This window comes from Pigmentiphaga sp. NML030171, from assembly GCF_002188635.1.
Taxonomy (GTDB): Bacteria; Pseudomonadota; Gammaproteobacteria; order Burkholderiales; family Burkholderiaceae_B; genus Pigmentiphaga; species Pigmentiphaga daeguensis.
In genome coordinates this window covers 43091-67920 of the sequence record NZ_NINX01000013.1, presented here as the reverse complement: position 1 = coordinate 67920, position 24830 = coordinate 43091, and the positions used below count along the sequence as shown (strand labels likewise).

Here is a 24830-nt window from a genome sequence, read left to right as displayed (position 1 = left end):
GCCGAACGCGGCGGCCTGCCCTGGCAGCGCCCTGCCGATGCGGCCTCGGCGATCCGGCCCGGCGCGCTGGTGGAACTGGACGACCTGGCCCTGCCCGAGCGCACCGACGACTGGCGCAGCTGGCTGGACGCCGCCGCGCGGCTGGAGCGCGACTGGTTCGCCCCGGCCGACGCGGCGCTGCGCGCCGGCGCCCTGCGGCACCTGATACTGGTGCTGCCGGCGCGCGAACGGCTGGTCACCCTGACCCTGGAACGCCGGCCCGCCCTGCTGCGCTGGCTGCCCTCCTCCCGACACGATTGGAAACGCTGGTGGTTGCCCCAAGAATCCTGACCCGTCAGCCCGACCCGGCGGCCCGGCGCCGCCTGGAACAGGCCGGCATCCATCCCCTCCTGGCCCGCCTGTGGGCGGCGCGCGGCGTGGCCGCGCCGCAGGAAACCGCGCCCGACTGGCAGGCCATGCTGGCCCCCTCGCTGCTGACCCACGCCGGCCGCGCCGCCGCGCTGCTGGCCGATGCCATCGCCGCGCGCAAGCGGCTGCTGATCGTGGCCGACTACGACTGCGACGGCGCCACCGCCTGCGCCGTCGGCCTGCGCGGCCTGCGCGCCATGGGCGCCGTGGTGGACTTCCTGGTGCCCAACCGCTTCGAGACCGGCTACGGCCTGTCGCCCGCGGTGGTCGACCTGGCCTGCGCCCACCCGGGCGGCAAGCCCGACATCCTGATCACCGTCGACAACGGCATCGCCAGCATCGACGGCGTGGCGGCGGCCCGCGACGCCGGCATGCAGGTGTTGATCACCGACCACCACCTGCCCGGCGACGTCCTGCCCGAGGCCCTGGCCATCGTCAACCCCAACCAGCCCGGCTGCGGCTTCCCGTCCAAGCACCTGGCGGGGGTCGGCGTCATCTTCTACCTGCTGCTGGCACTGCGCGCGGAATTGCGCCAGCGCGGCGCCTTCGGCGGCGACAGCGGCCCCAGGCTGGATGCCCTGACCGACCTCGTGGCCCTGGGCACCGTGGCCGACGTGGTCCGGCTGGACGCCAACAACCGCCTGCTGGTGGCGCAGGGCCTGAAGCGCATACGCGCCGGCCGCATGCAGCCGGGCCTGCGCGCGTTGTTCGCGGTAAGCGGCCGCCAGGCCCGCGAGGCCAGCACCTTCGACCTGGGCTTCGCCCTGGGCCCCCGCATCAATGCCGCCGGCCGCCTGGCCGACATGAGCCTGGGCATACGCTGCCTGGTCACCGACGACGAGGACGAAGCCCTGAAACTGGCGCGCGAGCTGGACGCCATGAACCGCGAGCGCCGCGAGATCGAGGCCGGCATGCGCGACCAGGCGCTGGCCTCGCTGGACGCGCTGCCCGCGGCCTCGGCCGCCAGCCTGTGCGTGTTCGATGCCTCGTGGCACCAGGGCGTGGTGGGCCTGGTGGCGTCGCGCCTGAAGGACCGTTTCTGGTGCCCGACGCTGGCCTTCGCGCCCGCGGGCGACGGCGAACTGCGCGGCTCGGGCCGGTCGGTGCCCGACGTGCACCTGCGCGACGCGCTGGATCTCGTCTCCAAGCGCTACCCCAGCCTGATCCGCAAGTTCGGCGGCCATGCCATGGCCGCCGGCCTGACCCTGCACGAGGCCGACTTCGCGGCATTCGCGCCGGCCTTCGACGCCGCCGTGCGCGAACTGACGGGCCGCAGCCGTTTCGAGCCGGCGCTGGAAACCGACGGTTCGCTGGAGGCCGACTACGCCAATGCCGAGGTCGCCACCCTGCTCGACCAGCAGGTCTGGGGCTCCGGGTTCCCGGCGCCCGTCTTCGTCGACGCCTTCATCGTCCGCAACCAGCGGGTGGTGGGCGAGAAGCACCTGAAGCTGGCGCTGGAACGCGGTGGCCAGCGCTTCGACGCGATCTGGTTCGGCCACGCCGACGCCCTGCCGCCCGCCGTGGACCTGGCCTACCGCCTGGCGCTGAACAACTGGAACGGCATGGTGTCCGTGCAACTGGTGATCGAGCACGGCCAGGACGCGGCGCGCTGAACGCCGGGCGCACCCCGCCGAAGGGCGTCCGGCCTACGCTAAAATAGCGGGTTACGCGAAAAATCACCTGGAATTCAGCATGGAAGCAGAACGCCTCAACCAACTCGAAGCCCAACTGCAGGACCTGGCTGCGCGCACCCAGGATCTACGGAGGTATCTTTGACTACGATGTCAAGGATGAACGCCTGCAGGTCGTGAACGCCGAGCTGGAAAACCCCGACGTCTGGAACGACCCCAAGCACGCCCAGGACCTGGGCCGCGAGAAGAAGGCCCTGGAAACGGTCGTATTGACCATCAACGAGATCGATTCGGGCCTGCGCGACGCCACCGAGCTGTTCGAGATGGCCGCCGCCGACAACGACGACGCCACGCTGGAATCCATCATCGGCGATGCCCAGGGCCTGGAGGAAAAAGTGGGCGGACTGGAATTCCGCCGCATGTTCGCCAACCCAGCCGATCCGCTCAACTGCTTCCTGGACATCCAGGCCGGCGCCGGCGGCACCGAGGCGCAGGACTGGGCCTCCATGCTGCTGCGGCAGTACCTGAAGTACGCCGAGCGCAAGGGCTTCAAGGCCGAGCTCATGGAAGAGTCCGAGGGTGAAGTGGCCGGCATCAAGTCCGCCACCATCAAGATCGAGGGCGAATACGCCTTCGGCTACCTGCGCACCGAGACCGGCGTGCACCGCCTGGTCCGCAAGAGCCCCTTCGATTCGTCCGGCGGCCGCCACACCTCGTTCGCCAGCGTGTTCGTCTACCCGGAAGTCGACGATTCCTTCGAGGTCGAAGTCAATCCGGCCGACATCCGCGTGGACACCTTCCGCGCCTCCGGCGCGGGTGGCCAGCACATCAACAAGACCGACTCCGCGGTGCGGATGACCCACATCCCCACGGGCATCGTCGTGCAGTGCCAGAACGATCGTTCGCAGCACCGCAACCGCGCCGAGGCGATGCAGATGCTGAAGTCCAAGCTGTTCGAACTGGAAATGCGCAAGCGCATGGCCGAGCAGCAGAAGCTGGAGGACTCCAAGACCGACGTGGGCTGGGGCCACCAGATCCGTTCGTACGTGCTGGACCAGAGCCGCATCAAGGACCTGCGCACCAACGTCGAAATCTCCAACACCCAGAAGGTGCTGGACGGCGATCTCGATCCCTTCATCGAAGCCAGCCTGAAACAGGGCGTCTGAGCGGCGCCGGAACGCGACATGAGCGATGCCATCGTGATACTGAGCGGTGCCTCGCGCGGCCTGGGGGCCGCGCTGGCCCTGGCCGCCTGCCGGCCGGGCACGCTGCTGGTCACGCTGTCGCGCGGCGCGCATCCGTTGCTGGCGCAGCAGGCGCGCCGCAGCGGATGCCAGCACCGGCACTATGCGGTGGACCTGTCCGATCCGGCACAGACGGAAACCGTGGCCCGGGGCCTGTTCGCCGACCTGCCGGCGGGCGCCGCCCGCTACCGGCTGATCAACAACGCCGGCACGGTCGAACCCATCGCCCAGGCCGCCACGCTGGACGCCGCATCGGTCGCGCATGCGCTGCATGTGAACGTGGCCGCCGCCATGCTGCTGACGGCGGCCTTCCTGGCGGCGACGCCCGCGCAGGCGGACCGCCGCGTGCTGAACATCTCGTCCGGCGCGGGGCAGCGGCCCATGCCGGGCTGGAGCGTGTACTGCGCCACCAAGGCCGCGCTGGACATGTACACGCGCACGGTGAAGCTGGAACAGCGGGGCTCGGGACTGCGCATCGCCGCGCTGGCCCCCGGCGTGATCGACACGCCCATGCAGGCCCGCATCCGCGCCACGCTGCCCGACGCCTTCCCCGCCGTGGAAGACTTCAAGGAACTCCACCGCGGCGGCCGCCTGGCCGCCCCCGCCGACGTGGCGGCCCGCATCCTCGACTACCTGGAACGCGACGACTTCGGCCACGCCGACATCGACGACATCCGACATTACTGACCCGATAGCCATCATGACCGACAACCGGCCCACCGCCAACGAACCCGCGCAAGACGAAAACCAGATCATCGCCGAACGGCGCGCCAAGCTCGCCCGCCTGCGCGAAGCCGGGCCGGCCTTCCCCAACGACTTCGTGCCCGCCGACCGCGCCGCCGCGCTGCACGCGGCGCACGACGGCACCGAGAAGGAAGCGCTGGACGCGGCCGACATTCCCGCCAGCGTCGCCGGCCGCATGATGCTCAAGCGCGTGATGGGCAAGGCCAGCTTCGCCACCCTGCAGGACTCGACCGGCCGCATCCAGATCTACCTGAGCAAGGAACTGGTCGGCGACCAGGTCTACGACGCCTTCAAGCACTGGGACATCGGCGACATCCTGGGCGTGCGCGGCAAGGTCTTCAAGACCAACAAGGGCGAACTGTCGATCCAGGCCACCGAGGTGCGGCTGCTGACCAAGTCGCTGCGCCCCCTGCCCGACAAGTTCCACGGCATCTCCGACCAGGAGATGCGCTATCGCCAGCGCTACGTCGATCTCGTCATGACCGAGTCGACCCGCAACACCTTCGTGGCACGCAGCCGCGCCATCGCCTCCATTCGCCGCCTGATGACCGAAGCCGGTTTCCTGGAAGTGGAAACCCCCATGCTGCACGCCATCCCGGGCGGCGCCGCGGCCAAGCCCTTCACGACCCACCACAATGCGCTGGACATGCCCATGTACCTGCGCATCGCGCCCGAGCTCTACCTGAAGCGCCTGATCGTGGGCGGCTTCGAGCGCGTGTTCGAGCTGAACCGCAACTTCCGCAACGAAGGCGTCAGCCCCCGGCACAATCCCGAATTCACCATGATGGAGTTCTACGCGGCCTACGGCGACTACCGCTGGCTGATGGACTTCACCGAGCAGCTCATCCGCCAGGCCGCCATCGACGCCACGGGCAGCGCCAAGGTGACCTACCAGGGCCGCGAGGTGGACCTGTCCAGGCCCTTCGACCGGCTGACCATCACCGAGGCCATCCACAAGTACGCCGATCCCGGCTACACCGACGAGCAACTGAACGACGAAGCCTTCGTGCGCGCCGAACTCAAGCGGCTGGGTGCCCACGTGGACGGCCCGCAACTGGCGCGCGCCGGCCTGGGCGCGCTGCAACTGGCGCTGTTCGAGGAAACGGCGGAAGCCAAGCTGTGGCAGCCGACCTACATCATCGACTACCCGGTGGAAGTGTCGCCCCTGGCGCGCGGCTCGGACACGCGCCCCGGCATCACCGAACGCTTCGAGCTGTTCATGGTCGGCCGCGAGATCGCCAACGGATTCTCCGAGCTGAACGACGCCGAGGACCAGGCGGAGCGGTTCCGCAAGCAGGTCGAAGCCAAGGATGCCGGCGACGAGGAAGCCATGTACTACGACGCGGACTACATCCGCGCGCTGGAGTACGGCATGCCTCCGACCGCCGGCTGCGGCATCGGGATCGACCGCCTGGTGATGCTGCTGACCGACAGCCCCAGCATCCGCGACGTGATCCTGTTCCCGCACCTGCGGCCCGAGGACTGATCCCCCCCGATCCATCGAGCAGGGATGCGCCGCAAAGCGGAAGGATCGCCGGAAGAGGCGCTTGAACGTACCGCAAGGAGTATCCATGGTCCCCGCGCAGCGTCACCTGGCCTTTCTCCTGTCGGTGTTCCTGGCCGGCGCCACATTCGCGGCTGCACCCCAGGACCCCGCCGGCTATCCCGACGCCGATGCCAGCGATCCCGCCAGACTCGGCTGGATGGTCGGCTCTCCGCCGCCACCGGACCGCATCCTGCGGTTCGACGACGGCTCGTACTTTCGCTTCCCCGCGATGCGCTGGAGCGTCTCCCACTTCCGCCAGCTGATGCCCACGGTGAACGTCTCGCGCGGTCTGGGCGCCGCCGCCCCTCTGCCGCGCGCGCTGCGCGACGACATCGACGGCCTGGTCTTCCAGCCTCTGGGGTCGGACCGGACCATGACCTGGCAGGCCTCGCTGAAGGCCAACTATACCGACGGCATCGTCGTGCTGCACAAGGGGCGCATCGTCTACGAACGCTACTTCGGCGTGCTCGACCAGCAAGGCCAGCACGGCGCGATGTCGGTGACCAAGTCCTTCATCGGCACGCTGGCCGCCATGCTGGCGGCCGAAGGCACGCTGGATCCGTCGCGCAGGGTGGCCGAGTACGTGCCGGAACTCGCATCGTCCGCCTTCGGCGATGCGACGGTGCGCCAGGTCATGGACATGACGACCGGCATCCGCTTCAGCGAAGACTATGCCGATCCCGACGCCGAGGTCTGGGCCCACGCGGCCGCCGGCAATCCGCTGCCCAAGCCCGGTGACTACACCGGGCCGCGCAGCTACTACGAATTCCTGCAAACGGTGAAGCCGGAAGGCAAGCACGGCGAGGCCTTCCATTACCGCACGGCCAACACCGACGCGCTGGGCTGGGTGCTGGCCCGTGCCAGCGGCAAGCCGGTGGCGCAACTGCTGTCCGAACGCATATGGAGCCGGCTGGGCGCCGAGCAGGATGCCTACATGACGGTCGACTCGACCGGCACGCCGTTCGCCGGCGGAGGCCTGAACACGGGCCTGCGCGACCTGGCTCGCTTCGGCGAGATGATCCGGAACGATGGCTTCTTCAACGGCCGGCAGATCCTGCCGCCCGCCGCGGTGGCCGACATCCGGCGCGGCGGCGACCCGGCGGACTTCGCCCGCGCCGGCTACGCGCTGCTGGCGGGCTGGACCTACCGCGACATGTGGTGGGTCACGCACAACGCGCACGGCGCCTTCACCGCGCGCGGCGTGCATGGCCAGGCGATATATGTCGACCCCAAGGCGGAAATGGTGATCGCGCGCTTCGCCTCGCATCCGGTGGCGAGCAACGCCGCCAACGACCCGACCTCGCTGCCCGCCTACCATGCGCTGGCGCTGCACCTGATGGGTTCGCGCTGACCGGGGCGTGGGTCCGAGGGCCCGCCGGCGCCTGGGGTCTGTTCACGCTAAAAGGAGGGGTTCAGTCCGGGATTTCCGGTTCGACCAGCTTGGCCAGCTGGATCAGCGACTCCTGCCAGCCGAGATAGCACATCTCCGTCGGAATGACCTCGGGAATGCCGGCCTGTTCGATGTCCAGGTCGGTGCCGCATGCCACCTGCCTGAGCACGACCGTGACCGCCATTTCGCCCGGCAGGTTGGGATCGTCGAACTTGTCGGTGTAGCGGATCTTCTGGAACGGGACCAATTCCTGGTACTCGCCGCCGAAGGAGTGCGCGTTGCCGGTCGTGAAGTTGCGGAAGGACATCTTGAAAGTCCCGCCCACCTTCGCTTCCAGGTGATGGACCCGGCAGGTGAAGCCATACGGCGGCAACCACTTCGCCAGCGCGTCGGGCTCGACGAAGGCGCGATAGACGCGCTCGGGGGTGGCGCGCAGGACGCGGTGGAGTCGAACGGTTCCGGTAGCCATGGTGAATCTCCTTTCGTCAGGGTGGTTACATGCCTACGACGAGCGGGAAACCGGGAAATCGACAGAACGACCCATCAGTGAAAACCCTAGGCATCACACCCTGTCATTCCCAGACGTTGGCCGACCGCTCGAACCCGTCCCGGTAGGGCTTGCCCACGCAGAACCGGTGTCCGCTGGGCGCCTGCATGACCACCCAGGCCTCCTTGCGCGACACGAGGACGGCGCCGAGTCGTTCCAGGCGCGCCACCTCCGCCTCGATCGCATCGGTCTCGATGTCGAGATGGGCGCGCGCCTCGTGCTCGACCTTCTGGATGATGACCTGAACTTCCCCCGGCCTGGTCACGAGCTGGATGAAACGGCCATCCGGATCGATTTCCCCGGGCAAGGGATACCCCAGCGCCGCGCTCCAGAAGCGCGCTTCCGACAGCAGATCGCCGGTCTTGCAGTCGATGACGATGTTTCCCAATCGGCTCTTATGCATCACAGCTCCCGAACGACAACGTCCACTACTTCCGCGCGTGCTCCCGCAGATAGTCCAGCACCGCGCGCTGGTCTCCCGTGAACACGATACGTGCCGCCTTCAGCTTGCGCTGGTAGACGTACATGGGATCGTAGTAGCCGGTCAGCAGTTCCTCGATCCAGGCCCGGTGCGGTTCGACACTTCCCCCTCGCGCCTGCTCGGCCAGGGCGGCGTCCATGACCGCCGCCAGGCGCTGATGGCGTTCGCCGCCCAGCCGCTTGCGGATATTGTCCAGGCTTGCACGCAGCCGCTGGCCGAAAAGCGCCCTGCCCGCTTCTTCGCCATGAAGGACGACGAACTCGGCGCACAGATCCACCACGTAGTCGCGCAGGATACGCTCCACACGGTTCTGCAGGCTGTCCTCCAGCCAGACCACGGGATATTCCTGCATGCCCTGGAAAAGGCTGAACGGCACGCTGCAACTGCCTATCGCATGGCTTTCGTCCTCCAGCACGAAACGGGCATGGCCGGCTTCCCGCTTCCTGAGCACGTCGATCGCCAAGCCGTTCTCGAAGCCAATCTGCGGCGGCTGCCCGGTGGCATGCTTGCCGAAGCTCGATCCGCGGTGATGGGCGTGGCCCTCCAGGTCCAGGGCATGGTCCAGCGCCCGCAGCACATCGGTCTTGCCCGTTCCCGTCATGCCGCCCAGCACGATGAAGCCGCACTCGGCCACGGCCCGCTCCAGCGTGTCCATCAGGAAACCGCGCATGGCCTTGTAGCCGCCCACCACGCGCGGATAGGCAATGCCCGCCTCGTCCCGCAGCCACTGCTGGACGATTTGCGAACGAAGGCCGCCGCGGAAGCAATACAGGCTGCCCTCGGGATGCGCGCGGGCGAAGGCCGCCCAGGCCTCGATCCGTTCAGCCTTGGTCCGGCCCCGGACCAGTTGGTGGCCCAGCGCGATCGCGGCCTCCTGGCCCTGCTGCTTGTAGCAGGTGCCGACCTTCTGCCGCTCGATGTCGGTCATCAGCGGCAGGTTGACGGCCCCGGGAAAGGCGCCCTTGCGGAATTCGATGGGCGCGCGCGTATCCATCAGGGGCGTGCCCCGCAGGAACAGCGCGCGGTAGTCGTCGATATCGCCGCGCATCACACCACTTCGACCGCGTAGTCCTGCCGCTCGACCAGTTCCCCGATGGGCTCGAGCGCCAGTCCGGATTCGGCGGCCGCCGCCAGGAACTCCTCCTCGCCATCGGGCACGACCGCCACCAGCAGGCCGCCGCTGGTCTGCGGATCGCACAACAGGTCGATGCGATCCTGGCCCAGCGGCGCGATGCGCTGGCCATAGCTGTCGAAATTGCGGCCCGTGCCGCCCGGTACGCAGCCTTCGGCCAGATAGTGCTCCACGCCCGGCAGGCGCGGCACCTTGGCGAACTCGACCCGGGCGCTGACGCCGCTGCCGTCGGCCATTTCCACCAGATGGCCCAGCAGCCCGAAACCGGTGACGTCGGTCATGGCCTTGACGCCGGCCAGCCGGCCGAAACGGCTGCCGGGCCGGTTCAGCGTGCACATCCAGTCCCGCGCCAGGTTCACATCTTCGAGGCGCAGCTTGGATTTCTTCTCGGCCGTGGTCAGGATGCCGATGCCCAGCGGCTTCGTCAGGTACAGCTTGCAGCCCACCGTGGCGGTGTCGTTGCGCTTGAGCCGGGCCTTGTCCACCACGCCGGTCACGGCCAGCCCGAAGATGGGCTCGGGAGCGTCGATCGAATGCCCGCCCGCCAGCGGAATACCCGCGGCGTCGCACGCCGCCCGGCCGCCGCGCACCACCTCGCGCGCCACTTCGGGCGGCAACAGATTGACCGGCCAGCCCAGGATGGCGATGGCCAGCAACGGATCGCCGCCCATCGCATAGATGTCGCTGATGGCGTTGGTGGCGGCGATGCGGCCGAAATCGAAGGGGTCGTCGACGATGGGCATGAAGAAATCCGTGGTCGACACCACGCCGCGCTCGTCATCCAGCGCGTAGACCGCCGCATCGTCGCGCGAGGCGTTGCCCACCCACAAACGGGGGTCGAGATTCTGCGCGCCGCTGCCGGCCAGGATCACGTCCAGGACCTTGGGCGATATCTTGCAGCCGCAGCCGGCCCCGTGGCTGTACTGCGTCAGGCGTATGGGAGTGCTCATGGATCGTTCGCAATGGCTTGATGGAAGCCATTCTAGAACACCCGTCCGGGCGGCCCTGCCGCCCGGCGCCCATTACTTCCCTTCCGGCATCGCCGACGAGTGATGGCTGGTGATCAGCCATTGCCGCCCGTCCCAGCGATAGGTATAGGTGTAGCGCGCCTTGACCACGGCCCCCGTCCGGGCGAAGGTGAAGGTGTACAGCCCCGAGTCGACCGCGGTATTGCATCCCAGCGCGATGCGGCGCTCGTCGATCCGGCCCGCCGGGCGGTCTTCCAGGAAATGATGGAAGTAGTCTTCCTTGGCCTCTGCGCCATAGCGCGGCTGGTTGGACAGGGTGGGCAGCAGCACCGAATCCGGTGCGTAGTTCGCCACCACCCGATGCGGATCGCCGGTCTGCAGCGAGCGGTTCCACCGGTCGAACAGGCCGGCGATCTCCTGCTCGCTGACGCCTTTGCAACTTTCCAGGTGCGGCGCCAGCGCGCCCCCGGACACCCCCGGATTCGTGGCACAGCCTGCCAGCGCGCCGGCCAGAATCACCATCCCCAGATGCTTCATGAACTTCCCCCCTTCATTATTGTTGTGGAAGTGAATGCTCAAGCATAGCGGAGAGCGGCCTCGGTGCAGGCCTGCTTGCGGCCCCCGGCCGCCTCAAGAACCAAACCTCCACCGGTAGTCCAAATCATCACTTGCATTTTTATGTCTTATATCTTATATAAGACATAGGACCTACCCTTATAGAAAGTCATCCTCCCCTACATCGCAACGACGCAACATAAGTGGTAGATTTAACCGGTTTTCCTTCGGAGCCCATCATGCCGCACAACACGTTCAAAACCCTGAAAGAGTTCAAGATCGGCAGCAAAACCGGCCAGTACTATTCGCTCCCGGCGCTCGGCAAGGCCCTGGGCGTGGCGGTAGAACGATTGCCCGTCTCCCTGCGCATCGTGCTCGAATCCGTCCTGCGCAACTGCGACGGCAAGAAAGTCACCGAAGAACACATCAGGCAACTGGCCCACTGGAAACCCAACGCCAAGCGCGAAGAAGAAATCCCCTTCGTCGTCGCCCGCGTCGTGCTCCAGGACTTCACCGGCGTCCCCCTGCTGGCCGACCTGGCCGCCATGCGCAACGTCGCCGCCAAGCTCGACAAGAATCCCAAGGCCATCGAACCCCTGGTTCCGGTGGACCTCGTCGTCGACCACTCCGTCATGATCGACGCCTACGGCACCAAGAACGCCCTGGACATCAACATGAAACTGGAATTCAAGCGCAACCACGAGCGCTACCAGTTCATGAAATGGGGCATGCAGGCCTTCGACACCTTCGGCGTGGTGCCCCCGGGCTTCGGCATCGTCCATCAGGTGAACCTGGAATACCTGGCGCGCGGCGTGCACAAGCGCGACAAGGTCTACTACCCTGACTCGCTGGTGGGCACCGACAGCCACACCACCATGATCAACGGCATCGGCGTGGTCGGCTGGGGCGTGGGCGGCATCGAGGCCGAGGCCGCCATGCTGGGCCAGCCCGTCTACATCCTGACCCCCGACGTCGTCGGCGTCGAACTCAAGGGCAAGCTGCGCGAAGGCGTCACCGCCACCGACCTGGTCCTGACCATCACCGAGATGCTGCGCCGCGAGAAGGTCGTGGGCAAGTTCGTCGAGTTCTGTGGCCCCGGCACCGCCAGCCTGACCGTGTCCGAGCGCGCCACCATCGGCAACATGGCGCCCGAATACGGCGCCACCATGGGCTTCTTCCCGGTGGACGAGCGCACCATCGACTTCTTCAAGGGCACCGGCCGCACCAAGGAAGAAATCGAAGCCTTCGAGGCCTATTACCGCGCCCAGAAGATGTTCGGCGTCCCCAACGCCAAGGACATCGACTACACCAAGCTGCTCACGCTGGACCTGTCCACGGTCGCGCCCTCGCTGGCCGGCCCCAAGCGTCCGCAGGACCGCATCGAGATCGGCGACGTCAAGACCACCTTCAGCGACCTGTTCAGCAAGCCGGTGGCCGAGAACGGCTTCTCGCAGCCCGCGGAAAAACTCGACCAGGTCTTCACGACCGACAACGGCATCCCCATCCAGAACGGCGACATCCTGATCGCCGCCATCACTTCCTGCACCAACACGTCCAACCCCAGCGTGCTGCTGGCGGCGGGCCTGCTGGCCAAGAAGGCGGTGAAGGCCGGGCTCAAGGTCAAGCCGCACATCAAGACCTCGCTCGCCCCGGGATCGCGCGTCGTCACCGAATACCTCCAGAAGACCGACCTGCTGCCCTACCTGGAACAGCTGGGCTTCGACGTGGCGGCCTACGGCTGCACCACCTGCATCGGCAACGCCGGCGACCTCGCCCCCGAACTGAACGACCTCATCACCAAGAACGACCTGGTGTGCGCGGCCGTCCTGTCGGGCAACCGCAACTTCGAGGCCCGCATCCACCCGAACATCAAGGCCAACTTCCTGGCCTCGCCGCCCCTGGTCGTGGCCTATGCCATCGCCGGCACCATGAAGCGGGACCTGATGACCGAGCCCGTGGGCCGCGGCACCAAGGGCGACGTCTACCTGGGCGACATCTGGCCGACCCAGGCCGAGGTCGAGAAGCTGATGAAGTACGCCCTGGACCCCAAGGCGTTCAAGAACAACTACGCCCAGGTCAAGACCAATCCCGGCAAGCTGTGGCAGGACATCCAGGGCGTATCCGGACAGATCTACGACTGGCCCAAGTCGACCTACATCGCCGAACCCCCGTTCTTCGAGGATTTCACGATGGAACCCGGCGCGGCCAACGCCGTGGTCAAGGGAGCCCGGGCGCTGGGCCTGTTCGGCGACTCCATCACCACCGACCACATCTCGCCGGCCGGCTCGATCAAGGAAAGCTCGCCCGCGGGCAAGTACCTACAGGCCAACGGCGTGATGAAGGCCGACTTCAACAGCTACGGCTCGCGCCGGGGCAATCACGAGGTCATGATGCGCGGCACCTTCGCCAACGTGCGCATCAAAAACCTGATGATCCCGCCCAATGCCGACGGCACGCGCGTGGAAGGCGGCATCACGCTGCACCAGCCCAGCGGCGAACAGCTGTCGATCTACGACGCCGCCATGAAGTACATCGCCGAGGGCACGCCCACGGTGATCTTCGGCGGCGAGGAATACGGCACGGGTTCGTCGCGCGACTGGGCCGCCAAGGGCACGCAACTCCTGGGCGTGAAGGCCGTCATCGCGCGCAGCTTCGAGCGCATCCACCGCAGCAACCTGGTGGGCATGGGCGTGCTGCCCCTGCAGTTCAAGGCTGGCGACAGCATCCAGTCCCTGGACATCACGGGCCGCGAGACCTATGACATCACCGGGCTGGAGAACGGCATCAAGCCCCAGCAGGACGTGACGCTGACCATCCACTACGAGAACGGCACCAGCAAGCAGGTTCCGCTGCTGCTGCGCATCGACACGCCCATCGAGGTGGACTACTACAACCACGGCGGCATCCTGCCCTTCGTGCTGCGCCAGTTGCTGGCGGCCTGAAGCCGGCCGGCCCCGGCGGCCGCCTCCAAGGCCTGCGCTTGCGGTGCCCCCGGCATCTGGCGCAGGCCTTGCCACATCCGCGGAGCCCACGCTTGATCAACCTTTCGCGCTTCGACCTGGTGACGCTGTCGCTATTCGTGGCCGTCGCCCGCCACGGCAGCATCTCGGCCGGCGCCCGCCAGGCCCGGCTGGCCGTGGGCGCGGCCAGCCGGCGCATCGCCGACCTGGAAGACGCGGTCCGCACGCCCTTGCTGTACCGGCGGGCCTCGGGCGTCGAACTGACCGAGGCCGGACGGGCCTGCCTGCGGCATGCGCTGCGCATCCTGCAGGACGTGGAGCAACTGGCCGGCCGTATGTCCGACTACGCCAGCGGCGCCGTGGGCCAGGTCCGCATCGCCGCCAACACCTCGTCAATCACGCAGTTCCTGCCGGAAGACCTGTCGGCATTCATGGCCGGCCATCCCGGCATCCGCATCGAGCTGGAGGAGCAGAACAGCGCGGACATCGTGGCCGCGGTGAACGAGAACCGCGCCGACATCGGCGTGTTCGCCGACCGCACGCCCGCCCAGGGCCTGACGACCTACCGCTACCGCGAGGACGAGCTGGTGCTGATCGCGCCGCGCGCGCACGCCCTGGCGTCCCGGCGCGCCGTGGCCTTTCGCGACACGCTGGACTGCGACTACGTCAGCCTGCCGGATGCGACCTCGCTCGCCAGCCGGATAAGGGAGGAAAGCAGCCGGCTGGACCGCCCCATCCGGCTGCGCATCCAGGTGCGCAGCTTCGATGCCATCTGCAGGATGGTCTCGACCGGCATGGGCGTGGGGATACTGCCGCGCCTCGCGGCGGCTCCGCACGCGAAATCCATGCACCTGAAGCTGGTCGCGCTGGAAGACGACTGGGCCAGGCGCAGCCTGCTGCTGGGCGTGCGCGCGCCCGATGCGCTGGCGGCGCCGGCACGGCTGCTGGTGTCGCACCTGCGGGCCGCCGCCACGCCGGCCTGACGCCACCGGCCGGCTTTCGCGTTCCGGCAAACCCCGCTTGCCCGATCGCCCATTTCCTCCGTTGCGGGTTTCGGGTCACACTGTCGCCAAGATATTTCCCCGCGAGACTCCCATGCCACGGCAAATCCTCGAAGGCATCCGCATCCTGGAACTGGGCCAGCTGATCGCCGGCCCGTTCGCCGCCAAGACCCTGGCCGATTTCGGCGCCGAAATCATCAAGATCGAACCGCCCGGCCAGGGCGATCCGCTGCGCAAGTGGCGCATGCTCCACGAGGGCACCTCGGTCTGGTGGGAAGCCCAGTCGCGCAACAAGCAATCGGTATGCGTGGACCTGCGCCAGCCCGACGGGCAGGAACTGGTGCGCAAGCTGGCCGCGCAAGCCGACGTGCTGATCGAGAACTTCCGCCCCGGCGCCATGGAAAAATGGGGCCTGTCCTGGGAAGCCCTGCACGCCTTGAATCCCCGCCTGATCATGCTGCGCGTCTCGGGCTACGGGCAGACCGGCACCAAGCGCGACGAACCGGGTTTCGCCGCGATAGGCGAAGCCATGGCGGGCCTGCGCTACCTGACCGGCGAGCCTGGCCGCCCGCCGGTACGCGCGGGCCTGTCGCTGGGCGACACCATCGCAGGCCTGCACGGCGCGATGGGCGTGCTGCTGGCGCTGTACGACCGCGACGCGCGCGGCGGCCAAGGACAGATGATCGACACCGCGTTGTACGAAAGCGTGTTCAACCTGAGCGAAAGCCTGCTGCCCGAGTATTCGGTGTTCGGTGCCGTGCGCCAGCCGGCCGGCGGCGCCCTGCCCGGCATCGCGCCCTCGAACGCCTATCCGTGCGCCGACGGCGAATACGTGCTGATCGCCGGCAACGGCGACGGTATCTTCGTGCGCCTGATGCGGCGCATGGGACGCGACGACCTGGCCGACGATCCCGGCCTCGCCCGCAACGACGGCCGCGCGCAGCGCGCGGAGGAACTGGACGAGGCCATCGGCGCCTGGACCCGCACGCTGGACAGCGGCGCCGTGCTGGCGGCCCTGCGCGAGGCCGACGTGCCCGCCGGGCGCATCTATAACGCTCGCGACATCGCCCAGGACCCTCACTACCGCGCCCGCGAGATGATCCACGAGGTCACCTCGGCCAACGGCCTGAAGGTCGAGATGCCCGGCATCGTGCCCAAGCTGTCCACGAATCCGGGCGCCATCCGCCACCGCGCGCCGACCCTGGGCGAACACACCGACGCGGTGCTGCGCGGCGTGGGCCTGGACGACGAGACGCTGCGGACGCTGCGCGGCAAGGGAGTGATCGCATGATCGAGATCAACGAGGTCGGGCCGCGCGACGGGCTGCAGATCGAACCGGCCTTCGTCGCCACCGACGACAAGGTGGCGCTGGTCGATGCGCTGTCGGACTGTGGCTTCGCCCGCATCGAAGTCACCAGCTTCACCTCGGCCCGTGCCATTCCGGCGCTGGCCGACGCCGAGGCGGTCATGCAGCGCATCCGCCGCCGGCCCGGGGTGGTCTACACCTGCCTAGTGCCCAACCTGCGCGGCATGGAGCGCGCGCTGGACAGCGGCGCCGACGAGCTGAACCTGGTGATGTCGGTCAGCGAGACCCACAACCAGGCCAACCTGCGCATGACGCGCGAGCAATCCACGGCCCAGCTCCTGGCCATGCTCGAGCGCGCGGGCCAGGCCGGCGTGCCCTGCAACGTCTCGCTGTCCACCACCTTCGGCTGTCCGTTCGAAGGCGACATCGCGCCATCCGAGGTCGAGCGGCTGGCACGGCTTTTCGCCGGGGCCGGCGCCGCCGGCATCACGCTGTGCGACACCACCGGCATGGCCTACCCCACGCAGGTGGCCGACCTGTCCGCATCGCTGGCCGCCGCCCTGCCCGCCTCGGCCCCGTTGACCCTGCACCTGCACAACACCCGCGGCATGGCCCTGGCCAACGCGCTGGCGGCCTGGCAGGCGGGCATGCGGCGCTTCGACGCCGCCGTGGGCGGCCTGGGCGGCTGCCCCTACGCGCCCGGCGCCAGCGGCAACGTCAGTACCGAGGAACTCGTCCACATGTTCGATTGCATGGGCGTGGACACCGGCGTCTCGCTGGCACCCCTGATGGACATCGTGGCCACCCTGCCCCGCCTGGTGGCGCGCGAGGTACCCAGCCAATTGCTGGCCGCGGGACCGCGTCAGCGTACCCACCCGGCGCCAGGGAGATAAACTAGCGGACTCGAACAATCATTCCGTCAGCCGCGACCCCTCCATGCCCCGTTCCCGCAGCACCTCCTCGTCCCGCCTCAATCGCGATGCCGAAAAACTCGTTTCGCTGTCCCTGTCGCTCAACGGCTCGGGCAGCCGGGTCGAGGACCGCTACTGGGAAGGAGAACTGGGCGCGCTGTTGGAAAAGCTCATGCATGGCGGCCAGGACGCGACCATCGAGGCCGCGCTCGAGGTCCTGTACCAGCGCAACGCCGGCGCCTACGAGATCCTGGTCGAGCATGCCGAGACCCTGTCGGAATCGCTGACGCTGCAGAAGGAAGGGGTGGACCACGACGTGCTGCTGGTGGTCGCGCCGGTGGTGGCCTGGACCCGTTTCAGCATCCCCTACGGGCCGATACGCATCGGCCTGCTGGACGCGCTGAAAGCCCAGCTGCATGGCCACATCCTGGCGGCCGACGCGCGCCTGGCGCTGGCCCCGGAGCTCTACAGCGTGGACCAGATGCCGCGTTCGTTCAGCGCCACCCGGCTGTGGCTGAGCCGCCTGGGCGCCCAGGCGCTGGGGCTGACGCTGCCGCGCATGCCCGCCACCGACACCGAAGTCGCGAACCTGCTGGCCGACACGCGCTACGTGGTCGCGGCCGTAGCCGTGCCGCGCGGCGCGCCGGTATTCCGCTGGCAGGAGAACCCCGGCAAGCCCGAGCACACGCGTGAAAGCTGCCTGGCGCAATGGGAGGCGCAGGCCGCGCCGCTGTTCGCCGACCTGCTGCCCGGGTGCGGTTTCGAATGCCTGCTGCCCGACGCCTATTACGTCAACAACCGCGAGGCCGACCGCCGGGTGCGGCCGCTGTCGCTGCGCGCCTCGGTCGCCTGGCTGGAGGCCACGCTGGGCGTCGCGCCCGACCAGTTGCGCGCGGTCATCGCCGCCTGCGGCGAGACCGAGGTCGAGGAATACCGGATCGGCTTCACCCAGCGCCAGAGCAACGTCGTCATCTATGGCTCGGCCTGGCCCCTGTTCGGACGCGAGGACGACAATCCCGACATGCCGGCCATGGACGTGATCGCCGACCAGTTGCGAGAACTGGGCGTGACCGACCTGCGCAAGCTGCAGGGGCTGCTGCCCATGGAATTCTGCGACGACTGCGGCGCACCCTACTTTCCCAATCCCCTGGGTGAAATGGTGCACGCCGAGCCGCCCGACGACGCCGACGCCGGCCCCGCCCATTTCCACTGAGCGGGACGCCGCCGGCGCTCAGGCCGCGCGCGGGCTGGCCTCGGGCGCTTCCTCGGGACGGTTGGCGTAGCGGCGCGCCAGCACCGCGCACACCATCAGCTGCATCTGATGGAAGATCATCAGCGGCAGCACGATGGCGCCCGCCGCGCTGCTGGACAGCAGCACCTTGGCCATGGGAATGCCCGTCGCCAGGCTTTTCTTGGAACCGCAGAAGACGATGGTGATCTCGTCCTCTTTCGAGAAGCCCAGCGCCCGGCTGATGTAGGTCGTGGCCAGCAGCGCCGCGGCCAGGATCACCGCGCACGCCACCAGCACGCCGGCCAGCGTCGCGGTGGAGGTCTGGTGCCAGAGGCCGCCCACCACGGCCTCGCTGAAGGCCGAGTAGACCACCAGCAGGATCGAGCCCTGGTCGACGTACTTGAGCACGGCGCGATGGCGCGTGACCCACCCGCCTATCCAGCGGCGCATCACCTGCCCCACCACGAAGGGCAGCAGCAATTGCACCAGGATCTTGCCTACCGCGTCGAACGAGAACGCCGCCTCGCCGGCCGTGCTCATCATCAGCTTGACCAGCACGGGCGTCAGAAAGATGCCCAGCAGGCTGGAGGCGGAGGCGCTGCAGATGGCCGCCGGGATGTTGCCGCGCGCGATGGACGTGAGCGCGATGGCCGACTGCACCGTGGCCGGCAGCGCGCACAGGAACAGGATGCCCAGGTAAAGGTCGGGGGTGACCAGCGGCGCCAGGAGCGGCTTGAACGCCATCCCCAGGATGGGGAACATGACGAAGGTGAAGGCGAAGATCAGCAGATGCAGCCGCCAGTGGGTGGCGCCCGCGACGATGGCCTCGCGCGACAGCTTGGCGCCGTGCAGGAAGAACAGCAGGCCGATGGCGATATTGGTGACCCAGTCGAATACCACGGCCGTCTGCCCGGAACATGGCAGGAAGCTGGCAAGGGTGACGACGACGATCAGGCTGAGTGTGAAATTGTCGGGCAGGAAACGCGGACGAGTCATGGGATGGGCCGAAAGACAAAGGAAAACTGCGCCTGGCACCGGGCGCGAGGCCACGCGGCGCCTCCGGACGAACCGGTCGCTGGTCCCGCCGCAGCGGACGTTGCGCGCTGGCGGCCAGCGGCCGGAAGGCGGATCCGGCCAAGGGTAAACACGGATTATCTTCCTTTGTCGGCCCCCTGCCCAGCCCGCATTCGTTGCATCTGCTGTGCTCCAAGGTCAAAGATCGCCGTCCGTATCCCTGCCGCAAGGGAGGCCTATCGGCCACGAGCGATGGTCTTTGTCGCATAATCGCATCGAACTCGACCTCTTTCCGGAGTCCCGCATGACCGACAAGATCGCCAAGCCGGCCCAGCAGCCCATCCAGGTCTACTCCTGGCCGACGCCCAATGGCCACAAAGTGCACATCATGCTCGAGGAGTGCAAGCTTCCGTACGAGGTGACGGGCATCAACATCGGGGCTGGCGACCAGTTCAAGGAAGAGTTCCTGGCCATCAGCCCCAACAACAAGATTCCCGCCATCGTCGATCCCGAGGGGCCCGACGGCAAGCCGATCTCGCTGTTCGAGTCGGGCGCCATCCTGGTCTACCTGGCCGGCAAGACCGGCAAGTTCCTGGGCAAGACCGACCGCGAGCGCTACAACACGCTGCAATGGCTGATGTTCCAGATGGGCGGCGTCGGCCCGATGTTCGGCCAGGCCCACCATTTCCGCCTGTACGCGCCCGAACGCATCGAATACGCCACCAACCGCTACACCAACGAAGCCCGGCGGCTTTACGGCGTCATGGACAAGCAGTTGTCCCGCCAGGCCTTCCTGGCGGGCCGCGCCTACACCATCGCCGACATGGCCACCTGGCCCTGGACGCGCTCGCATGCCAACCAGGGCGTGGACCTGGCGGACTTCCCCAACGTCAAGCGCTGGTTCGACGAGATCCACGCGCGTCCGGCCGTGCAGCGCGGCATCCAGGTCCTGGCCGACCAGCGCAAGCCGCAGGACGCCACCGCGAAGGAAAACCTGTTCGGCGCCACCCAGTACCAGCGGCGCTGACACCCGGGCGGCGGCGCCTTGCCGGCGCGCCGCCGCCCTCAGGCCAGCCAAGCCCCCAGCACCGGCGCCAGCAGCACCATCGACAGGCCGCTGAATATCATCAGCAGGCTCGCCATCACGCCCGCCTCCTCCCCCAATTCCCGCGCCTTGGCCGTGCCCAGCGCGTGGGCCGCCGCGCCGTAGGACGCACCGCTGGCCAGCCCGGAGCGGCGCGGCATCAAGGCCAGGATCAGTTCCCCGGTCAGCATGCCGGCCAGTCCGGTGAAGACCACGAACATCGCGGCCAGGTCGGCGTTGCCGCCGAAGCGGTCGGCCGTGGCCATGGCGAATGGCGTGGACACCGAGCGCACCAGCAGGCTGCGCGCGACCTCGGGCGCCAGGTGGAAGGCCCGCGCCAGCCACCACGAGCTGGCCACCGCCGCCGTCACGCCCGCCACCGTGCCTACGGCCAGCGCCGGCCACAACTCCCGTATCATGCGCCGGTACTGGTAGATCGGCACCGCGAACGCGACCGTGGCCGGGCCCAGGAACCACAGCAGCACGCGCGTGTCGGCCGTGTATTCGTCCAGCGAGATGCCGGTGGCCAGCAGCAGTGCCAGCAGCGCCAGCGGGGTCAGCAGGATGGGATGCGTCCACAGCCGCGGATGGCGGGCATAGAGCAGCTTGTTCAGGTAATACAGGGCGACCGTGGCCACCACGCACAGGGCGATGATCATGATGCCGCCTTCGCCGGCACGCGGGCGCGGCGTCGCCGGGCGATCCATTCCACGGTCATGGCGGTGGTCAGCATCACGCAGGCGTTGCCGAGCACGATGACGGCCGCCAGCTTCAATCCCTCGCTCCTGAGCAGGTCCTGGTAGCGCACCATCGCGACCACCGCGGGAATGAAGAACACCAGCATGTCCGCCAGCAGCCATTGCGCGCCCTGGTCAATGCGATGAAGCGGCAGGCGGCCGCTCAGCAGCAGCGCGAGCACGGCGAACAGCCCCACCACCCCGCCGGGTATGGGCAGGCCGGTCCAGCGCACGGCGGTATCGGCGGCCCACCAGACGGCGACCAGGGCCAGGACTTGCAGGATGCGGGCGGCGAAGGAAGGAACGGGACGATGCTGCATGATGGCGAACCAAGGGTATACCCGTAATTTTAGGCAACTTCCATACATTTATAAAATGAATAAAATCCATATTTGGAATTCCATATTGGAATGAAATGGATTTGCGCGCCCTGCGGTACTTCGTCGAAGTCGTCCAGCGCCAGAGCTACACCGCGGCGGCGCGGGCGCTGTTCGTCACCCAGCCCACGGTCAGCAAGATGATCCGGCAGTTGGAGGACGAACTGGGCACGCCGGTGCTGCGCAAGTTCGGCCGGCGCATCGAACCGACCGACACCGGCCGCATCGTGCTGGAACGCGGCCGGCAACTGCTGGCCCTGCACGCCCAGTTGCAGGCCGAACTGTCCGACGTGCGCCAGGCCGCCCGGGGCGAGCTGGTCGTCGGCACGCCGCCGCTGGCTCACCACCTGCTGGCCCCGTTGCTCGCCCGCTTCCACCAGGACTACCCGGGTATAGAGCTGCGGCTGTTCGAGCGGGGCTCACGCTCGGTCGAGGACGAACTGAAATCGGGCACCCTCGAGATCGGTGCCATGCTGCTGCCGGCGGACGAGAACGAATACGAGACCCTGCCCATCTGCAATTTCCCGCTGCGCCTGATTGCGCCCGCCTCGTCCGGCTGGGCAGGGCGGGAACGGGTCCGGCTGGACGAACTGGCCGCCGAATCCTTCATCTTCTACGGCGAAGGCTTCGTGCTGAACGAGGTGGTCCACGCCGCCTGCGTCCAGGCCGGCTTTACGCCGAAGATCGCCGGCCGCAGCAGCCAATGGGACTTCATGGCCTCCATGGTGGCCGCCGGCGTGGGGCTCGCCCTGCTGCCCGAGCTGTTCAGCCGCCAACTGGACCGCTCCCGGCTGGCCGTGGTCCCGCTCGACGATCCGCAACTGTGGTGGCACATGGCCTTCGCCTGGCGCCGCGGCCGCTATCTGTCGTTCGCCGCCCGCGCCTGGCTGGACCTGGCCCGGCGCACATTGCCCGGGGATGGCCGGGCCGCGGGCGATAATGGCGTCCTTTGGGAAGAGGGAAACCGCTGATGCGCACCGACATATTCTGCCGGGTGATCGACAACTACGGCGACATCGGTGTGTGCTGGCGCCTGGCCCGCCAGTTGGCCCGGGAACACGGCTGGCGGGTGCGCCTGTGGGTGGACGACCTGTCCGTGATGACGCGCCTCGCGCCGCAGGTGGATCCCAAGGCGGCCTCGCAGCGGGCGGATGGCGTGGACATCGTCCATTGGACACGCCCGGCGCCGCCGCTGGCCCCGGGCGACGTGGTCATCGAAGCATTCGCGTGCGACCCTCCCGTCGAATTCGTCCAGCGCATGCGGGACCAGGTCCGCCCGCCCGTCTGGGTCAACCTGGAATACCTGAGCGCCGAGCCCTGGGTCGAGACCTGCCATGCCCTGCCCTCGCCCCAGCCTGGCGGCCTGCGCAAGTACTTCTTCTTTCCCGGGTTCACGGCCGCGACGGGCGGGCTGCTGCGCGAGCGCGGCCTGCTGGCCGAACGCGATGCCCTGCAGGGCGACCCCGCTGCCCGGGCCGCCTTCCTGCGCGGCGCCGGCCTGCCCGAGCCGCTGGCCGGCGAACGCCTCGTCACCCTGTTCTGCTATCCCGACGCCCCCGCGTCCGCGCTGGCCGACGTGCTGGCGGGCGGCGACACGCCCACGCTGCTGGCCATCCCGCCCGGCGTCGCGCCCTACCTGGCCGCCGGTACGCGGGGCCGCCTGCGCATCGCCCGGGCGCCCTTCCTGCCCCAGGCCGACTACGACCGCCTGCTGTGGAGCGCCGACCTGAATTTCGTCCGGGGCGAGGACTCCTTCGTCCGCGCCCAGTGGGCCGCCCGCCCCATGGTCTGGCACATCTACCCCCAGGCCGAGGCCGCCCATGTCGACAAGCTGGAGGCCTGGCTGCGGCGCTATCCCGCCCCCGCGCCCGCTTCCGCGCTGCAGACCGCCTGGAACGGCGACGCCGGCGCCGCCCGTTTTCCGGGGCTGCTGGCCGAGGCCTTGTCGCCGGCGGTATTCGGACCTTGGCGGGAAGCCGCCCGCGCCTGGAGCGGCAGCCTGGCCGCACAGCCCGACCTGGCCACCCAATTGACCGGTTTCTGCCAGGCACGACAGGAAAACCACGCCTGATGCCGGCACTAGCCGGAGTGCCCCGTCCCAGGCTATACTGATTGGCTGCACAGGCCGTATGGCCGTCTTTTGGGCATCGCGGTTGCTTACGCGCCGGCTGTCCAGCGTTCCCTCCCCTAAGGTTGCTCCAGCATGAAAATCGCTCAGGAACTGCGCGTCGGCAACGTCGTCATGGTCGGCAAGGATCCCCTGGTCGTCCAGAAGGCCGAATACAACAAGTCCGGCCGCAACGCCGCCGTCGTCAAGATGAAGTTCAAGAACCTGCTGACCGGTTCGGGCACGGAATCCGTCTACAAGGCCGACGAGAAGTTCGAAGTCCTGGTGCTCGAGCGCCGCGAGTGCACCTACTCGTACTTCGCCGATCCCATGTACGTCTTCATGGACGCCGAGTACAACCAGTACGAAGTCGAAGCCGAGAGCATGGGCGACGCCCTGCACTACCTCGAAGAAGGCATGCCCGTCGAGGTGGTCTTCTACGAAGGCCGCGCGATCTCGGTGGAAATGCCCACCATCGTCGTGCGCGAGATCATCTACACCGAACCCGCCGTGCGTGGCGACACCTCGGGCAAGGTCATGAAGCCCGCCAAGATCAACACCGGCTACGAACTGCCGGTGCCGCTGTTCTGCGAAATCGGCGACAAGATCGAAATCGACACCCGCACGGGCGAATACCGTAGCAGGGTGAAATAACCCCCCCCTACGCGCTTACGCGCGCCCAGCAGGTAAGCCCCCAGCCGCTACGCGGCAGCCCCCCCCGAGGGGGCCGGGGCCCGCCTTGGGGCGGCCCGGCGCCGGGCCCCGTGGGGCGTCGAAGTGGACCGGCGAAGCCGGATCCACTTCGCCTCGTCTTTCTTGGGGGCCTTTGGCCCCCTTTCCCCCATGGTTTCGTCTATTGGTTGGCTTGCGCTTTTTTTGACGCAGGGCAGGCGCAGGTTCGCCCCGCTTTGCGGGACGAACAAACGTCCTTATTGCAGGCGGTCGTCGTCCAGCAGGGCGGGGATGGGGGCTACGGCTATGCCTTCTTCGGCCAGGGATTGACGTTCTTCCTGGGTGGCCACGCCGCGGATGGGACGCTCGGGGGCGTCGCCGTGGTGGATGCGGCGGGCTTCGGTGGCGAAGCGTTCACCGACGTTTTCGGTCCTGCGCAGGAGTTCGCGCAGTTGCTGCAGCATGGCGGCCTGCATGTCGGGAGACATGGGCGCGCTGCCGGACTCGCGGGCAGCGGGAACGGCGGGCGCCTTGCTGCCGGATACGTTCAACATGGGCGCCGACAGTTTCTTGTCGATGGATTTGCTGTCGCACAGCGGGCAGCTGATCAGGCCGCTTGCGCGTTGCGTGTCGAAATCGGAGTGCGAGCTGAACCAGCCTTCGAATACGTGGCCGTGCTCGCATTGCAGATCGAAAACCTTGAATGCCATGGATGATGCGCCTGTCGCCCCGGGGGACGCCTGGCGCGGTCTGTACCTGTAGATAACCCTATCGTACCCCAAGC

Annotated in this window: 23 protein-coding genes and 1 pseudogene; 15 read left to right on the top strand and 9 right to left on the bottom strand. The window is 68.0% G+C overall.

Annotation, left to right across the window (positions count from 1 at the left end; translation table 11 throughout):
• The 6 genes and pseudogenes from CDO46_RS28250 to CDO46_RS02430 all read left to right on the top strand — a co-directional run.
• Window positions 1–330: pseudogene (locus tag CDO46_RS28250) on the top strand (hypothetical protein); the annotation flags it as partial.
• Window positions 309–2021, top strand: coding sequence for a single-stranded-DNA-specific exonuclease RecJ (gene recJ, locus CDO46_RS02445; RefSeq protein ID WP_087836982.1), 1713 nt, complete (start codon window positions 309–311; stop codon window positions 2019–2021). The pseudogene CDO46_RS28250 and the gene recJ, both read left to right, overlap by 22 nt.
• A 79-nt stretch (window positions 2022–2100) precedes the next feature.
• Window positions 2101–3205, top strand: a protein-coding gene (prfB, locus tag CDO46_RS27875) for a peptide chain release factor 2 (RefSeq protein ID WP_132978777.1) whose coding sequence is annotated in 2 segments (ribosomal slippage) — window positions 2101–2181 and window positions 2183–3205 — 1104 coding nt in all. Because the reading frame shifts where the segments join, the coding sequence is not laid out codon by codon here.
• Window positions 3206–3223: 18 nt separating this feature from the next.
• A complete protein-coding gene (locus CDO46_RS02440) occupies window positions 3224–3970 on the top strand; it encodes an SDR family oxidoreductase (RefSeq protein WP_087836981.1) in 747 nt (248 codons plus the stop codon).
• A 13-nt stretch (window positions 3971–3983) separates the two neighbouring features.
• Window positions 3984–5513, top strand: a complete 1530-nt coding sequence (gene lysS, locus CDO46_RS02435; protein ID WP_087836980.1) for a lysine--tRNA ligase — start codon at window positions 3984–3986, stop codon at window positions 5511–5513.
• Between the two features lie 217 nt (window positions 5514–5730).
• Entirely contained in the window at window positions 5731–6924 is a 1194-nt protein-coding gene (locus CDO46_RS02430) for a serine hydrolase (RefSeq protein WP_243724359.1), read from the top strand.
• A 61-nt stretch (window positions 6925–6985) separates the two neighbouring features.
• Here the strand turns inward: CDO46_RS02430 and CDO46_RS02425 are convergent, their stop codons facing one another.
• The 5 genes from CDO46_RS02425 to CDO46_RS02405 form a co-directional block, all read right to left on the bottom strand.
• The gene (locus CDO46_RS02425) at window positions 6986–7432 is read right to left on the bottom strand and encodes an SRPBCC family protein (RefSeq protein WP_087836978.1); all 447 of its coding nucleotides are present in this window, start codon (window positions 7430–7432) and stop codon (window positions 6986–6988) included.
• 103 nt (window positions 7433–7535) lie between these two features.
• The gene (locus CDO46_RS02420; RefSeq protein ID WP_087836977.1) at window positions 7536–7913 is read right to left on the bottom strand and encodes a VOC family protein; all 378 of its coding nucleotides are present in this window, start codon (window positions 7911–7913) and stop codon (window positions 7536–7538) included.
• Between the two features lie 25 nt (window positions 7914–7938).
• Window positions 7939–9039: a tRNA 2-selenouridine(34) synthase MnmH gene (gene mnmH, locus CDO46_RS02415; RefSeq protein WP_087836976.1), complete on the bottom strand. Its 1101-nt coding sequence runs from the start codon at window positions 9037–9039 to the stop codon at window positions 7939–7941.
• A complete protein-coding gene (gene selD, locus CDO46_RS02410) occupies window positions 9039–10073 on the bottom strand; it encodes a selenide, water dikinase SelD (RefSeq protein WP_087836975.1) in 1035 nt (344 codons plus the stop codon). Before selD ends, mnmH begins: the two co-directional genes overlap by 1 nt.
• 72 nt (window positions 10074–10145) lie before the next feature.
• Complete coding sequence (locus tag CDO46_RS02405; protein WP_087836974.1) at window positions 10146–10628, bottom strand: SgcJ/EcaC family oxidoreductase; 483 nt, start codon at window positions 10626–10628, stop codon at window positions 10146–10148.
• Window positions 10629–10885: 257 nt separating this feature from the next.
• On the opposite strand from CDO46_RS02405, the gene acnA reads away from it, so the two are divergent.
• From acnA to CDO46_RS02380, 5 genes are all read left to right on the top strand, one after another.
• On the top strand, window positions 10886–13588 hold the full coding sequence (gene acnA, locus CDO46_RS02400; protein WP_087836973.1) for an aconitate hydratase AcnA: 2703 nt from the start codon (window positions 10886–10888) through the stop codon (window positions 13586–13588).
• Window positions 13589–13683: 95 nt separating this feature from the next.
• Window positions 13684–14589: a LysR substrate-binding domain-containing protein gene (locus CDO46_RS02395; RefSeq protein ID WP_087836987.1), complete on the top strand. Its 906-nt coding sequence runs from the start codon at window positions 13684–13686 to the stop codon at window positions 14587–14589.
• Window positions 14590–14701: 112 nt separating this feature from the next.
• A complete protein-coding gene (locus tag CDO46_RS02390) occupies window positions 14702–15898 on the top strand; it encodes a CaiB/BaiF CoA-transferase family protein (RefSeq protein WP_087836972.1) in 1197 nt (398 codons plus the stop codon).
• Window positions 15895–16806: a hydroxymethylglutaryl-CoA lyase gene (locus CDO46_RS02385; protein WP_087836971.1), complete on the top strand. Its 912-nt coding sequence runs from the start codon at window positions 15895–15897 to the stop codon at window positions 16804–16806. The genes CDO46_RS02390 and CDO46_RS02385 overlap by 4 nt, the downstream gene beginning before the upstream one ends.
• Window positions 16807–16849: 43 nt before the next feature.
• Window positions 16850–18037 (top strand): DUF2863 family protein, encoded by a 1188-nt coding sequence (locus tag CDO46_RS02380; protein WP_087836970.1) that lies wholly within the window; start codon window positions 16850–16852, stop codon window positions 18035–18037.
• 18 nt (window positions 18038–18055) lie between these two features.
• Here CDO46_RS02380 and CDO46_RS02375 read toward each other — a convergent pair whose 3' ends face one another.
• Window positions 18056–19051 carry a bile acid:sodium symporter family protein gene (locus CDO46_RS02375; RefSeq protein WP_087836969.1) on the bottom strand — a complete coding sequence of 332 codons (996 nt, stop codon included), beginning with the start codon at window positions 19049–19051 and terminating at the stop codon, window positions 18056–18058.
• A gap of 322 nt (window positions 19052–19373) precedes the next feature.
• Between CDO46_RS02375 and CDO46_RS02370 the strand changes: the two genes are divergently transcribed.
• The gene (locus CDO46_RS02370; protein WP_087836968.1) at window positions 19374–20096 is read left to right on the top strand and encodes a glutathione binding-like protein; all 723 of its coding nucleotides are present in this window, start codon (window positions 19374–19376) and stop codon (window positions 20094–20096) included.
• Between the two features lie 38 nt (window positions 20097–20134).
• Here the strand turns inward: CDO46_RS02370 and CDO46_RS02365 are convergent, their stop codons facing one another.
• Together CDO46_RS02365 and CDO46_RS02360 are read right to left on the bottom strand one after the other, a co-directional pair.
• Window positions 20135–20812: an LrgB family protein gene (locus tag CDO46_RS02365; protein WP_254914544.1), complete on the bottom strand. Its 678-nt coding sequence runs from the start codon at window positions 20810–20812 to the stop codon at window positions 20135–20137.
• Window positions 20809–21210 (bottom strand): CidA/LrgA family protein, encoded by a 402-nt coding sequence (locus CDO46_RS02360; protein ID WP_087836966.1) that lies wholly within the window; start codon window positions 21208–21210, stop codon window positions 20809–20811. The genes CDO46_RS02365 and CDO46_RS02360 overlap by 4 nt, the downstream gene beginning before the upstream one ends.
• Before the next feature lie 95 nt (window positions 21211–21305).
• Here CDO46_RS02360 and CDO46_RS02355 point away from each other — a divergent pair, with 95 nt between their 5' ends.
• The 3 genes from CDO46_RS02355 to efp all read left to right on the top strand — a co-directional run bounded on the left by CDO46_RS02355 (window position 21306) and on the right by efp (window position 24028).
• The gene (locus CDO46_RS02355; protein WP_087836965.1) at window positions 21306–22238 is read left to right on the top strand and encodes a LysR family transcriptional regulator; all 933 of its coding nucleotides are present in this window, start codon (window positions 21306–21308) and stop codon (window positions 22236–22238) included.
• Entirely contained in the window at window positions 22238–23338 is a 1101-nt protein-coding gene (earP, locus tag CDO46_RS02350; RefSeq protein ID WP_087836964.1) for an elongation factor P maturation arginine rhamnosyltransferase EarP, read from the top strand. Before CDO46_RS02355 ends, earP begins: the two co-directional genes overlap by 1 nt.
• Before the next feature lie 132 nt (window positions 23339–23470).
• Window positions 23471–24028 (top strand): elongation factor P, encoded by a 558-nt coding sequence (gene efp / locus CDO46_RS02345; protein WP_087836963.1) that lies wholly within the window; start codon window positions 23471–23473, stop codon window positions 24026–24028.
• A gap of 275 nt (window positions 24029–24303) precedes the next feature.
• Here the strand turns inward: efp and CDO46_RS02340 are convergent, their stop codons facing one another.
• Window positions 24304–24756 (bottom strand): DUF1178 family protein, encoded by a 453-nt coding sequence (locus tag CDO46_RS02340; protein WP_087836962.1) that lies wholly within the window; start codon window positions 24754–24756, stop codon window positions 24304–24306.
• Between the last annotated feature and the right edge of the window lie 74 nt (window positions 24757–24830).